The sequence below is a fragment of the Pseudomonas fluorescens genome (genome assembly GCF_001902145.1).
In the GTDB taxonomy this organism is placed as follows: domain Bacteria; phylum Pseudomonadota; class Gammaproteobacteria; order Pseudomonadales; family Pseudomonadaceae; genus Aquipseudomonas; species Aquipseudomonas fluorescens_BV.
This window is the reverse complement of the sequence record NZ_MRST01000022.1, coordinates 276,214-288,827: the sequence shown is the minus strand read 5'-3', so window position 1 is coordinate 288,827 and position 12,614 is coordinate 276,214. Positions and strand designations below refer to the sequence as shown.

16 protein-coding genes are annotated in these 12,614 nt (G+C 62.4%); 8 read left to right on the top strand and 8 right to left on the bottom strand.

Features of this window, described 5'->3' with window-relative positions:
* Positions 1–87 precede the first annotated feature (87 nt).
* The 5 genes from BUE92_RS11430 to BUE92_RS11410 form a co-directional block, all read right to left on the bottom strand.
* Positions 88–786: an OmpW/AlkL family protein gene (locus BUE92_RS11430; RefSeq protein WP_073523750.1), complete on the bottom strand. Its 699-nt coding sequence runs from the start codon at positions 784–786 to the stop codon at positions 88–90.
* A gap of 227 nt (positions 787–1,013) precedes the next feature.
* Positions 1,014–1,535, bottom strand: a complete 522-nt coding sequence (locus BUE92_RS11425; RefSeq protein ID WP_073523747.1) for a DUF3299 domain-containing protein — start codon at positions 1,533–1,535, stop codon at positions 1,014–1,016.
* 11 nt (positions 1,536–1,546) lie between these two features.
* Positions 1,547–2,812: an ABC transporter permease gene (locus tag BUE92_RS11420; RefSeq protein ID WP_073523745.1), complete on the bottom strand. Its 1,266-nt coding sequence runs from the start codon at positions 2,810–2,812 to the stop codon at positions 1,547–1,549.
* Between the two features lies 1 nt (position 2,813).
* Positions 2,814–3,524, bottom strand: coding sequence for an ABC transporter ATP-binding protein (locus BUE92_RS11415; RefSeq protein ID WP_073523744.1), 711 nt, complete (start codon positions 3,522–3,524; stop codon positions 2,814–2,816).
* 6 nt (positions 3,525–3,530) lie between these two features.
* Positions 3,531–4,130, bottom strand: coding sequence for a DUF2796 domain-containing protein (locus BUE92_RS11410; RefSeq protein WP_073523743.1), 600 nt, complete (start codon positions 4,128–4,130; stop codon positions 3,531–3,533).
* Positions 4,131–4,261: 131 nt separating this feature from the next.
* Between BUE92_RS11410 and BUE92_RS11405 the strand changes: the two genes are divergently transcribed.
* On the top strand, positions 4,262–4,606 hold the full coding sequence (locus tag BUE92_RS11405) for a hypothetical protein (protein ID WP_073523742.1): 345 nt from the start codon (positions 4,262–4,264) through the stop codon (positions 4,604–4,606).
* A gap of 103 nt (positions 4,607–4,709) precedes the next feature.
* Here BUE92_RS11405 and trxA read toward each other — a convergent pair whose 3' ends face one another.
* From trxA to BUE92_RS11385, 3 genes are all read right to left on the bottom strand, one after another.
* The gene (trxA, locus tag BUE92_RS11400) at positions 4,710–5,582 is read right to left on the bottom strand and encodes a thioredoxin (protein WP_073523741.1); all 873 of its coding nucleotides are present in this window, start codon (positions 5,580–5,582) and stop codon (positions 4,710–4,712) included.
* A 319-nt stretch (positions 5,583–5,901) separates the two neighbouring features.
* On the bottom strand, positions 5,902–6,558 hold the full coding sequence (locus BUE92_RS11390) for a class I SAM-dependent methyltransferase (protein ID WP_073523738.1): 657 nt from the start codon (positions 6,556–6,558) through the stop codon (positions 5,902–5,904).
* On the bottom strand, positions 6,555–7,010 hold the full coding sequence (locus BUE92_RS11385) for a YbaY family lipoprotein (RefSeq protein ID WP_005791855.1): 456 nt from the start codon (positions 7,008–7,010) through the stop codon (positions 6,555–6,557). Before BUE92_RS11385 ends, BUE92_RS11390 begins: the two co-directional genes overlap by 4 nt.
* A 140-nt stretch (positions 7,011–7,150) precedes the next feature.
* On the opposite strand from BUE92_RS11385, the gene nrdR reads away from it, so the two are divergent.
* From nrdR to thiL, 7 genes are all read left to right on the top strand, one after another.
* Positions 7,151–7,615: a transcriptional regulator NrdR gene (nrdR, locus tag BUE92_RS11380; RefSeq protein WP_019818855.1), complete on the top strand. Its 465-nt coding sequence runs from the start codon at positions 7,151–7,153 to the stop codon at positions 7,613–7,615.
* A complete protein-coding gene (gene ribD / locus BUE92_RS11375) occupies positions 7,612–8,739 on the top strand; it encodes a bifunctional diaminohydroxyphosphoribosylaminopyrimidine deaminase/5-amino-6-(5-phosphoribosylamino)uracil reductase RibD (RefSeq protein ID WP_073523737.1) in 1,128 nt (375 codons plus the stop codon). The genes nrdR and ribD overlap by 4 nt, the downstream gene beginning before the upstream one ends.
* Before the next feature lie 49 nt (positions 8,740–8,788).
* Entirely contained in the window at positions 8,789–9,451 is a 663-nt protein-coding gene (locus BUE92_RS11370) for a riboflavin synthase (RefSeq protein ID WP_014720128.1), read from the top strand.
* 15 nt (positions 9,452–9,466) lie between these two features.
* Entirely contained in the window at positions 9,467–10,558 is a 1,092-nt protein-coding gene (ribBA, locus tag BUE92_RS11365; RefSeq protein WP_073523736.1) for a bifunctional 3,4-dihydroxy-2-butanone-4-phosphate synthase/GTP cyclohydrolase II, read from the top strand.
* Between the two features lie 88 nt (positions 10,559–10,646).
* The gene (gene ribH, locus BUE92_RS11360) at positions 10,647–11,123 is read left to right on the top strand and encodes a 6,7-dimethyl-8-ribityllumazine synthase (RefSeq protein WP_003194576.1); all 477 of its coding nucleotides are present in this window, start codon (positions 10,647–10,649) and stop codon (positions 11,121–11,123) included.
* The gene (gene nusB / locus BUE92_RS11355) at positions 11,120–11,620 is read left to right on the top strand and encodes a transcription antitermination factor NusB (RefSeq protein ID WP_003194574.1); all 501 of its coding nucleotides are present in this window, start codon (positions 11,120–11,122) and stop codon (positions 11,618–11,620) included. The genes ribH and nusB overlap by 4 nt, the downstream gene beginning before the upstream one ends.
* An 18-nt stretch (positions 11,621–11,638) precedes the next feature.
* Positions 11,639–12,604 carry a thiamine-phosphate kinase gene (thiL, locus tag BUE92_RS11350; RefSeq protein ID WP_073523735.1) on the top strand — a complete coding sequence of 322 codons (966 nt, stop codon included), beginning with the start codon at positions 11,639–11,641 and terminating at the stop codon, positions 12,602–12,604.
* Positions 12,605–12,614 lie beyond the last annotated feature (10 nt).

Here is a 12,614-nt window from a genome sequence, read left to right as displayed (position 1 = left end):
GGTCAGTCGATGAATCTGTTGACTGACACTCCGTCTTCGCGAGCAAGCCCGCTCCCACAGGGGTATGAGGTGTTTATTGTCTCTCAGTTAGAACTTGTACCCGATACCCACCATGTAAACCATCGGGTCTACATCCACATTGACCTTGGCCCGAGTGCCCTGGCCCAGCGCGTTGTTATCCACAGTCGCCTTGGTGCTGATGTCGATGTAGCGCGCCTGGGCGTTGATCATCCACTTGTCGTTGATCATGTAGTCGGCGCCGATCTGTGCAGCCCAGCCCCAGGAGTTCTCGGCCTTGAAGTTGCTGAAGCCGGCCTGCTCGGCACGGCTGCCCACGTGCTCGTCGTAGATCCAGGTGTAGTTGATACCGGCGCCCACATACGGCTGGAACGCGGATTTGTGATCCAGCGGGTAGTACACGATGCTCAAGGTCGGCGGCAGGTGTTTCAGGGTGCCGAGCTTGCCGTTGGCGGCGCCGAGGGCGGTGTTCTTGATCTTCACGTCATGCTCGAACGGCGTCGCGGCGAGCAATTCGATGCCGACGTGGTCGGTGATCATGTAGGCGAAGTTCAAGCCCAGTTGGGTGTCGCTGCTCATGGTCGCCTTGCCGCCCAGGTTGGTGCCGGCCAATGGGCCCTGGTCAACCTTGACGCTGCCGCTGTCGGCCTTCGGGTTCACGGTGATTGCACCGGCGCGAACCAGAATATCGCCCGCCTGGTGAGCGTGAGCGACAGGGGCGACGAGGGCGAGCGCGAAGAGGGACGCGCCGAGCAGAGACTTGTTCATGGGAGCTCCAAAGGACGTTTAAAAGTTGTACGTCCAATGGTAAAGATCGTTCCGTTCGGTCTTTTGACGCAGCTCAATGAAAGGGTGATCAGTCACTTGCGCCACTGATCTAAACCTGTGGGAGCTGGCTTGCCTGCGAAAGCGCTGGTGCAGTAACAGATGCAGCGACTGATACACCGCTTTCGCGAGCAAGCCCGCTCCCACATTCGGATCTTCGGTGTGTGGGATTATTCCTCGAGCTCGTACATATAAATCTTCTGAGCGTCCATCTGGTAACCAGCGTCCGCCAATTCGCTGGACGATGGCTTGACCTGCATCGCGCCTTCGATCCAGTACGGCTGATACAGCTCATCGAGCTTCACCCCCACCTCGCTTTTCACATGCACGATCTGGTTCGACGGCGGTGGCGGCACATGGATACAGGCGCCGAAATACGGCACCAGCAGAAACTCCGTGGTGCGGCCTTCTTCGCTGACTTCCAGGGGCACGATATACCCCGGCAGGCGAATGTGCTGGCCGTCCAGGCTCTGTACCACCGGCGCGTTGGGCATATCCTGCCTGGCTGCGGGCGCGGCTTCGACGGACAAGGCATCGGCCATGTTCGACAGGTCGTGCAGCGGCTTCATATTGGGCACTTCAGGTGGCGCATCCGGCGGGATCATCTCCTGCCAGGACAGATCCTTGGGCTGTTCCTGCGCCCAGGCAGGCACGGCCATCAACAACAACAGGGCAAACAGGGCACGACGCATCGAAGCCTTCCTCATAAACGGATGGACAGGCCATCGGCCAAAGATTGGCGGTAGGCGCGCCACGCGGGCACGCTGCCCATCAACAGGGCGGCTGCCAGGATACCGGCGAGCAACGTCCATTCATATTCGCTCGGCCATGACATCGGCAAATCCAGACCGTAGTTCGCCTGCAAATAACCCCGCGAGGCGGCGATGCACAGGTACAGCAACCCCAGGCCCGCCATCACGCCAGACAAGGCCAGGGCGAAGGCTTCGAAGATCAGCAGCGTTGCGATGTGCCAAGGCCGCGCGCCCACCGACCGCAGGATCGCCATCTCGCGGCGACGCTCGTTAAGGCTGGTGAGAATCGCTGTGAGCATGCCGATCAAGCCGGTCAGCACCACGAACAGCGAGATCACAAACAAGGCTTTTTCGGCAGTGCCCATCATGCTCCACAACTCTTGCAGCGCGACGCCGGGCAGGATCGCCAGCATTGGCTCGCCACGGAACTCATTGATCTGCCGTTGCAGGGCGAAGGTGGAAATCTTGTTGTTCAGGCCGAGCATGAACGCGGTAATGGCTTGCGGCGTCAGGTCCATATTGCGCGCCTGGTCGGCACTGATGCGGCCTTTGCCCTGGGCCGGCACGCCGTTGTGCCAGTCGATATGGATCGCTTCCATGCCGCCGAGGCTGATGTGCAGCGTGCGGTCCACCGGCGTGCCGGTGCGCTTGAGAATGCCGACCACCGTGAACGGCTTGTCGTCATGCTTGACCAGGCTGACCACTGCCACGCCGTGGGCCAGCACCAGCTTGTCGCCGAGTTTGTAATGCAGGGCCTCGGCCACTTCGGCGCCGAGCACCACTTCGAATGGGTCGGTGGCGAAGGCGCGGCCGCTGGCCAGCTCGAGGTTTTGCTTGCGCCCGTACTGGTAGTGTTCGAAGTAGGATTCGTTGGTGCCCATCACCCGGTAGCCGCGATGGGAGTCGCCGAGGGAGATCGGGATCGCCCATTTCACTTGAGGGTTGGCGGCGAAGTGCTCGTAGCTGTCCCAACGGATGTTGTTGGTGGCGTTGCCGATGCGGAACACTGAATACAGCAGCAAGTTGACCGAGCCGGAACGGGCACCGACGATCAGGTCGGTACCGCTGATGGTGCTGGCGAAACTGTTGCGTGCCTCGACGCGCACACGCTCCACCGCGAGCAGCAAGCAGACGGAAAGCGCGATGGCAAACGCGGTGAGGATCGCGGTAAAGCGGCGGTTAGCCAGGCTGGCCATGGCTAGACGGAACAGATACATCTCAAACCTCTGCGGGCATGGCGGCGCGATTGAGTTCGGCCAGCGACAGGTTGCGGTCGAACAGCGACGCCAGGCTCTGGTCATGGCTGACAAACAACAGACTGGCGCCCGCTTCGCGGCATTCTGCGAACAGCAACTGCAGGAAGGCTTCGCGGGCGTCGTAGTCCAGGGCCGAGGTGGGCTCGTCGGCAATCACCAGTTCTGGCTGGCCGATCAGCGCTCGGGCAGCGGCCACCCGTTGTTGCTGGCCGATGGACAGCGAATCGGCGCGGCGTTCCAGCAGGCTCTGGTCCTTCAACCCCAGGTGCGCTAGCAAGGTCGCGGCGGCCTGGTCGACGCTGCCGTGACGCTGTTTGGCCCGTTGCGCGCGCAACTTGGAAAAGTGGCAAGGCAACTCGACGTTCTCGCGTACCGACAGAAACGGCAGCAAGTTGAACTGCTGGAAGATATAGCCGGTGTGGTCCACCCGGAAGCGGTCACGGGCGCCCGCCGAAAGCTCGGTCAACTCCTGGCCGAGCAGGCGGATGCTGCCTTGGCTGGGCTTCTGCACGCCTCCCAACAGCCCTAGCAAAGTGGTCTTGCCACTGCCGCTCGGGCCCTTGAGGAACAAGGTCTCCCCGGGTTCCAGGCGGAACGCGGGAATGTCCAGCAACTGCGGGTGACCGGGCCAGTTGAAGCCCAGGTTGGACAGTTCGATCAATGGGGGGGTCATGTGAACTCAGAACTTCAGGGTGGCTGCGGTGGCCGTCGCGTCAACACCTTGCTGACCGCTTGGGCCGATCAGTTGTACCTGAATTTTCGTGGTCGCAGGGAAGGTCTTGAACACTTGGCTCAAGTCCAGGTTGCCCAGGGCCGCCGGCGTGGCGCAGGTGAACTGGTAATGGGCGTGGATTTCACTGTGGTCGTGATCATGCTTGTGGGCGGCTGCGCCTTTGCCGTCGGTGGCGTGGTCATCGTCGTCATGCTCGGCTTCTGGTTTGTCACCGAACAACGGGCTGTTGAGTTCCTGGCTGCTGACCACGCAACCTGCGGCCTTGGGCAGGTTGAACAGTACCGATGGATTTTCCAGCTGTTTGCGCACGGCGGCGACCTTGGCTTTGTCGGCGGCGCTGGTGGCGGCATGTTCGAAACCCACCAGGTTCATGGCCGGGCTGTCCAGCTCCAGCTCCAGGGCCTGGCCGTCCAGCACGGCATTCAGGCGCCCGACGCCATGTTCATGGGCGCCGAGGCTGCCGTGCTCGTGGTCATGGTCTTCATGGGCATGAGCGACAGCCAGTGGCAGCAGGGCAAACGGCAAAGCAAGCAGCAAACGGCGCATGAGAGGGCTCCAGAGATGAAAGTTCTGTTATGTGATCTTATAACAATTGATCCGAGAGTTTGACCGCCCGCTTGGTGTTGCGCAAGCTGCATGGGAGCATGCCCGTCAGAAAAAATGCAGGAGTAAGGACGATGTTGCGAATTCGTGGAACCATCGGTGAGTTGCCGGTGGACTTGACCTTGGAGCTAGACGACGGCGATTGGGCGCGATTGGGTGCCCAACTGCAGGCCGCCCCAACGCCCAGCGCGCCCACTGCGGCGCCGGTCAAACAGAACGAAGATCTGTGGCAGAACGCCCAGGATTTGCTGCGCAAGGCAGGGCAACTCAATGGCCTGGAATTGCTCGACCAACTCGAAGGCTTGGCCGGCGATGCCGGGGCAGGCAAGCGACTGTTGGTGCGCCTGCGCCACAGCGCGAACGTGAAGGTGGCCAGCGGCGGCGACACACCGCTCTACACATGGGTTGGCCCTTTGTAGGAGCGAGCTCGCTCGCGAAAAACTCATAGGCACCGCGTTCATTCAGGATGCCCGCGTTATCGTTGACGTTTTTCGCGAGCAAGCTCGCACCTACAAGGTCGGGTTAATACAGCGCGGCAAACAACTTGCGGCGGTACACCGTGACCAGTGGGTGATCATTGCCCAGCAATTCGAACACCTGCAGCAAGGTCTTGTGGGGCAGGCCTTCGCTGTAGCTGCGGTTGCGGATAAACAACTTGAGCAAACCTTCCAGTGCCGCGTCGTATTGCTGGCGCGCCAGTTGCTGGATCGCCAACTGATAGGCCGCTTCGTCATCCTGCGGGTTTTGCGCCAGGCGGCTTTTCAGCTCGGCAGCGTCCGGCAAATCCGCAGCCTGGCGCAGGAAGGTGATTTGCGCCTTGGCCCCGGCCAGGGCGGCCTTGTGGTCGTCGCTCTTGACCGCGTCGAGCACGGCCTGGGCTTCACCCAACTCACCGCGTTCAGCCAGGCAGCGTGCATACAGGATCAGGGCGGCGGCGTTGGTATTGTCCTCGCCCAGCAACTGCACCAGCAGCGCTTCGGCTTCGCTGATACGCCCTTCGCTGAACAGCGCCTGAGCCTGCTCCAACGGGTCCGCCGCAGCCGGCGGTGGCATTTGCACATGGGGTTCCAGCATCGCCCGTACCGCCGACTCCGGCTGTGCACCGGCAAAACCGTCCACCGGTTGGCCATCCTTGAACAGCACCACCGTCGGCAGGCTTTGAATGCCAAAACGCGCCACGATGTCCTGTTCGGCTTCGCAGTCGATCTTGGCCAGCAGCAACTCACCCTGATAACTCTCGGCAATCTTCGCCAGCATCGGCATCAGTGCTTTGCAGGGTGCGCACCACTCGGCCCAGAAATCGACCAATACGGGCTTTTCGAAGGAGTTCTGGATAACGGCCTGTTCGAAGTTGGCGGTGGTGACGTCGAAGATGTACGGCGTGGGCTCACTCATGGGGCGTCTCGAATAAAGCGGGAATGGGGGCAACTATAAGGGCTGGCGAGGTTGGCTGAAAGTATCCTGGATTCAAGACCGCTATCGCAGGCAAACCAGCTCTCACCATTGAAATGCATTCCCCTGTGGGAGCGGGCTTGCCCCAATGCCAGTCAGTTAAGCGGTCATCGCCTACTGTAGGAGCGAGCTTGCTCGCGAAAATCGTCAACAATAACGCGTGCTTGCTGAATGAGCGCGGCGCCTGTGAGTTTTTCGCGAGCAAGCTCGCTCCTACAAAAAGCCCTTAACTGACTGGCATTGGGGCTTGCCCGCGATGGCTTCAAGCGCGCTGCGAATGGTACAGGCTCACCTTACGAAACTCCCAAGGCTCAGCCAGGTCCGGCAGGGTCAAGGCCTCGAGGATCTCCAGCCGCTGGTAATCCGGATGCTGGAAGTCCCGTACCCGCGAATCCGCCACCAGCGCTTCGCGGCCGCGGGTCAGGAATTGATCCAGCAACGGCAAATTGGCGCGGTCGTAAAGTACGTCGGCCACCAGGATCAGGTCGAAGCGGTCGGCTTCGGCAAAAAAGTCTGCCGAATAACTCAGCGACACCTGGTTGAGCTCGGCATTCGCACGGCAAGCGGCCAAGGCCAGTGGGTCCAGGTCGCAGGCCACCACCTCCAGGGCGCCAGCCTTGACGGCGGCGATCCCGGCTACGCCCGAGCCTGCGCCGAAATCCAGCACGCGTTTGCCGGCGACCCACTCGGGATGCGCTGCCAGGTAACGCGCCAATGCCAGGCCGCTGGCCCAGCAAAAACTCCAGTAGGGCGGCTCATGCAGGATGCGCCGGGTTTCTTCCTGGCTGAAGGCGCGGTCCATGTTATCGGCGTCCAGCAGCCACAACGACAACGCGGTGCCCGGCAGCGGGCAGGGCGCCAATTGCGCATCGCCAATCAACACACTCAAGGCGCGTTGCAGGCCCAGCGGTGGCGTCATGGCGCCTTGACGAGTTGCAGCGGGCCGGTGCTCTGGGTGATCGCCTGGGTGACGCGCACGGCAGGCAGATGCAGGATCAACTGGCCGGACTGGCTGGCGCGGCCACGCAATTCAACGCGGGCACCGGCCGGGAAGGCTTCAGGATTGAAGCGCAGGCGGAAGGCCAGGGGCTTGCCGTTGCCACTCAATACGCTGCTGGCGAGCAGTTGCTGCGGGCGCGAACGGTCGTCGATCACCAAGAGCGCCATTTCAACTTCGGCACCGGCCGGCACGTTGGTCAGGCTGCCGCTGATTTCGCGCTGATAGGCGGGCAGGGGGCCGAGGTCTTCAATGCCCGGGACTTTTTTCTCTTGTGCGGGGGTTGGTTGAGGCGCGGCCGGCTTGGGGGCTTCGCTGCTGCAGGCGACCAGAAAACTGAACAGGGTGAGTAGGACGAGTGGTCGTAACTGCATGTACGGCTCCAGAAAGGACAAAATCCGTGGTTTAAACAATATCAAACATATAAGCCTGCCTATATACCGTAAAGGCTATGGCTTGTCTTGCCACAGGGATGCGCTACCATGGCCCTCCCATTTTTTGTTGCCTGCCAACCATGCACTGTCCCTTCTGCGGTGCCAACGACACCAAGGTCATCGACTCGCGTCTGGTCGCCGAGGGCGACCAAGTGCGTCGCCGGCGCGAATGCCTGGCCTGTGGTGAACGTTTCACCACCTTCGAAACCGCCGAACTGGTGTTGCCGCGTCTGATCAAGTCCGACGGCAGCCGCCAGCCTTTCGACGAAGAAAAACTGCGCGCCGGTATGCAGCGCGCCCTGGAAAAACGCCCGGTGAGTGTCGAGCGCCTGGAAGCGGCGCTGGTGCACATCAAGCACAAGCTGCGGGCGACCGGCGAGCGCGAGGTCAAGAGCCTGGTGGTCGGTGAGTTGGTGATGGGCGAGCTGCAAAAGCTCGACGAAGTCGCCTATATCCGTTTTGCCTCGGTGTATCGACGCTTCCAGGACCTCAATGAGTTCCGCGAAGAGATCGACCGCCTGGCCCGTGAGCCCTCCAAACAATGACCTCTGAACAGGCTGTGCTCGACGCCCACTACATGGCCCGCGCCCTCGAATTGGCGCGCAAGGGCCTGTACACCACTCACCCCAACCCACGGGTGGGCTGCGTGATTGTGCGTGACGGGCAGATTGTCGGCGAAGGCTGGCATGAGCGCACCGGCGAGCCCCATGCCGAGCCCAATGCCCTGCGCGCTGCTGGCGACAAGGCCCGTGGCGCGACGGTGTACGTGACCCTGGAACCGTGCAGCCATCATGGCCGTACGCCGCCCTGTGCCGATGCGCTGGTGACAGCCGGCGTCGCGCGGGTGGTGGCCGGCATGCAGGACCCGAACCCGGAAGTGGCCGGGCGGGGCATGCAGCGCCTGGCCCAGGCGGGTATCGAGGTGCGCAGCGGTGTGCTGGAAACCGAGGCGCGAGCGCTTAACCCGGGGTTCCTCAAGCGTATGGAACACGGTCTGCCGTTTGTGCGGGTCAAGCTGGCGATGAGTCTGGACGGCCGCACGGCGATGGCCAGCGGCGAAAGCCAATGGATCACCGGCCCCGCCGCCCGTGCTGCGGTGCAACGCTTGCGCGCCGAAGCCAGTGTGGTGTTGACCGGTGCCGACACGGTACTGGCCGACGGTGCCCGCTTGACCGTACGCGCCGCCGAATTGGGCCTGGATGAAGCAACCACCGCCCTGGTCATGTCGCGCCCGCCGCTGCGCGTGCTGATCGATGGGCGCCTGCGGGTGCCGCTCAATGCGCCGTTCTTCAAGGCCGGCCCGGCCTTGGTCATCACCTGCGTTACCCCGGAGAACCAGTTCCCCCGTGGCCCCGAATGCCTGGTGGTGCCGGGCGAGGAAGGCCAGGTTGACTTGCGCTCGGCATTGGTCGCCCTGGCTGCCCGTGGCGTCAACGATGTATTGGTGGAAGCCGGCCCAAGCCTGGCCGGTGCGTTTGCCCAACAAGGCCTGGTGGATGAGTACGTGATATTCATCGCCGGCAAGTTTCTCGGCTCCGCTGCCCGCCCGTTGCTGGACTGGCCGCTTGAGAAGTTGGCCGATGCCCCCCAACTCAAGATCACCGAAATGCGCGCTGTGGGCGACGACTGGCGAGTCACTGCCATCCCTCTGCCAGCAGCGAGCGTATAATTCCCGGCCTGCGCTTGAGCGTCAGCCCCCTCGTTTTCAGGAGAACGAAATGTTCACCGGCATTATCGAATCCATCGGCAGCATCCGTGCAATGACCCCCAAAGGCGGGGATGTCCGCCTGCTGGTTGAAACCGGCAAGCTGGACCTCGGCGACGTCAAGCTGGGCGACAGCATCGCCGTCAGCGGCGTGTGCCTGACCGTCATCGAGCTGCCGGGCAACGGCTTTGCTGCCGATGTCAGCCGGGAAACCCTGGACTGCACCGCGATGAACGACCTTGCGGCCGGCAGCCCGGTCAACCTGGAAAAAGCCCTGACGCCGACCACCCGCCTGGGCGGTCACCTGGTCAGCGGCCACGTCGACGGTGTCGGCGAAGTGGTGGCTCGCAGCGAAAACGCCCGCGCCGTGGAATTCCGTATCCGCGCGCCAAAAGAGCTGGCCAAGTACATCGCCCACAAAGGCTCGATCACCGTCGATGGCACCAGCCTGACCGTGAACGCCGTGAATGGCGCCGAATTTGAACTGACCATCATTCCCCACACCCTCAGCGAAACCATCATGGCCTCGTACCAGCCGGGTCGCCGGGTGAACCTGGAAGTGGACTTGCTTGCCCGTTACCTGGAGCGCCTGTTGTTGGGCGAAAAGGCCGCAGAGCCTGCATCAGGCAACATCACCGAAAGTTTTCTGGCCGCTAACGGCTACCTGAAATCCTGACCAAGGGGGTGCCGCGTGGCGCTCAATAGCATCGAAGAACTGGTTGAAGACATCCGCCAAGGCAAGATGGTCATCCTTATGGATGACGAAGATCGCGAGAACGAAGGCGATATCATCATGGCCGCCGAAGCGTGCAAGCCTGAGCACATCAACTTCATGGCCAAGCACGCCCGGGGGCTGATCTGCATGCCCATGAGCCGTGAACGCTGCGAATTGCTCAAGCTGCCCTTGATGGCGCCGCGCAATGGTTCGGGTTTCGGCACCAAGTTCACCGTATCGATTGAAGCTACCACGGGCGTCACCACCGGCATTTCCGCCGCTGACCGCGCCCGCACCGTGCAAGCTGCCGCGGCGAAAGACGCCAAGGCTGAAGACATCGTCAGCCCCGGCCACATCTTCCCGCTGATGGCCCAGCCGGGCGGAACCCTGGCCCGTGCGGGCCACACCGAAGCCGCCTGCGACCTGGCGCGCATGGCTGGTTTCGAGCCAAGCGGGGTGATCTGCGAAGTGATGAACGATGATGGCACCATGGCTCGTCGTACAGAACTCGAAGCTTTTGCTGGCGAACACAACCTCAAGATCGGCACCATCGCCGACCTTATTCACTACCGCATGATCCACGAACGTACCGTTCAGCGGATTGCCGAGCAGCCGCTGGACAGCGAACTGGGCCAATTCAATCTGGTGACCTACCGTGATTCAGTGGAAGGCGACGTGCACATGGCCCTGACCCTGGGCAACATTTGCGCAGAAGAACCGACCCTGGTACGCGTACACAACATGGACCCACTGCGTGACCTGTTGATGGTCAAGCAGCCGGGCCGCTGGAGCCTGCGCGCCGCGATGGCTGCGGTTTCCGAGGCTGGTAGCGGTGTGGTGCTGTTGCTCGGTCACCCGCTCGATGGTGATGTGTTGCTGGCGCATATCCGCGAAACCGCCGACGCCGTGCCGGTGAAAAAACCGACCACCTACAGCATCGTCGGTGCCGGTTCGCAGATCCTGCGCGACCTGGGCGTGCGCAAAATGCGCCTGATGAGCGCACCGATGAAATTTAATGCGATATCCGGATTCGACCTGGAAGTTGTAGAATACGTGCCCTCCGAATAAAGGCCGGCGATTTTTGCCCCTTGTTCGCGGTTAAATCATCACTAAGGGACGCACTTTTCGCGTCCCGGCTCTTTAAGAGATTTGTCGAATGACCCTGAAGACCATCGAAGGTACCTTCATCGCCCCCAAAGGCCGCTATGCCCTGGTGGTTGGCCGCTTCAACAGCTTCGTGGTTGAAAGCCTGGTAAGCGGTGCGGTTGACGCCCTGGTTCGCCACGGTGTGAGCGAGAGCGACATCACCCTTATCCGCGCTCCTGGCGCCTTCGAAATTCCACTGGTTGCGCAAAAAGTTGCTCAGCAGGGTGAATACGCGGCGATCATCGCCCTGGGCGCAGTCATCCGTGGCGGCACCCCGCACTTCGAATACGTGGCCGGCGAATGCACCAAGGGCCTGGCCCAGGTGTCCATGGAGTTCGGCGTGCCAGTCGCTTTCGGCGTACTGACCGTGGATTCCATCGAACAGGCCATCGAGCGCTCCGGCACCAAAGCCGGTAACAAAGGCGCCGAAGCTGCCTTGTCTGCCCTGGAAATGGTCAGCCTGCTGTCGCAGTTGGAGGCCAAGTGATTTCCGACGAAAGCGATCGTTTCAACCCGCGCGAGCCTCGCCCTGCGGACGCCGGCAAGCCTTCCAAGAACGAAAAGCGTCGCGCTGCTCGTCAACTGGCCACCCAGGCGTTGTACCAGCGTCACCTGGCAGGTGCTTCGCTGAACGAGATCGAAGCGCAGTTTCGCGTTGACAATGATTTCACCTTCGCCGATCTGCCGTACTTCCACGACATCCTGCACGGCGTGCATGCCAACCTGACCGAGATCGACACAGCGCTGGCGCCTTGCCTGGACCTGACCATCGAAGAACTCGACCCGGTTGAGCTGTGCGTGATGCGCCTGTCCACTTGGGAGCTGCTCAAGCGCGTTGACGTGCCGTACCGCGTCGTGATCAACGAGGGCATCGAACTGGCGAAAGTCTACGGTTCGACCGACGGCCACAAGTTCGTCAACGGCGTGCTCGACAAGCTGGCCCCGCGCCTGCGTGAAGCCGAAGTGAAGGAACACAAGCGCTAATCTGCGCTTGATTCCTCAATGGGTGAGTTTGAGCTGATCCGCACATACTTCGCCGCCGCGCCCTGTGCGCAAGGTGGCGAAGGCATTGTCCTGGGGATCGGCGACGACTGCGCCTTGCTGGCGCTTCCCGCCGGGGAGCAACTGGCAGTCTCCACCGATACGCTGGTGGCTGGCGTGCATTTTGCCGACCCCTGTGATCCGTTCCTGCTCGGCCAGCGCTCGCTGGCCGTGGCGGTGAGCGACCTGGCTGCCATGGGCGCCCACCCCCTCGCCTTTACCCTTGCCCTGACCACGCCGAGCGTCGAAGCCGATTGGCTGCAACACTATGCCCAAGGCTTGAACGCCATGGCGCAAAGCTGCGGCGTAGGCTTGGTGGGCGGCGATACCACCCGTGGGCCGTTGAGCCTGACCCTGACCGTGTTCGGCCGTGTGCCGGCTGGCCAGGCCTTGACGCGCAGCGGTGCACAGCCGGGCGACCTGCTGTGTGTGGGCGGCGAGTTGGGCAATGCCGCTGGCGCCTTGCCGCTGGTATTGGGTCAACGCACGGCTGACGCGGGCATCGCCGAGCCGCTGCTGGCGCATTACTGGTCGCCGCAACCGCAGCTGGCCCTGGGGCTGGCGCTGCGGGGCAAGGCGACAGCGGCCATGGATATCTCCGATGGGCTGCTGGCCGATTGCGGGCATATCGCCAAGGCGTCAGCGGTGCGCCTGGTGGTTGAGCGCCAGCGGTTGCCGTTGTCCCCGGCCCTGCTGGCGTTTGTCGGTGAAGACCAGGCTCAAGTGGCGGCGTTGAGCGGGGGCGACGACTATGTGCTGGCGTTCACCTTGCCACCGTCCGAGTTGGCGCCGTTGCAGGCCGATGGCTGGCCGGTGCATGTGGTCGGTCGGGTCGAAGCGGGGCAGGGCGTGACGCTGCTCGACGTCGACGGCCAGGACATCACCCCTGCCGTGCGCGGCTACCAGCACTTTCGCCAGACGCCCTGAGCCGGCGGTC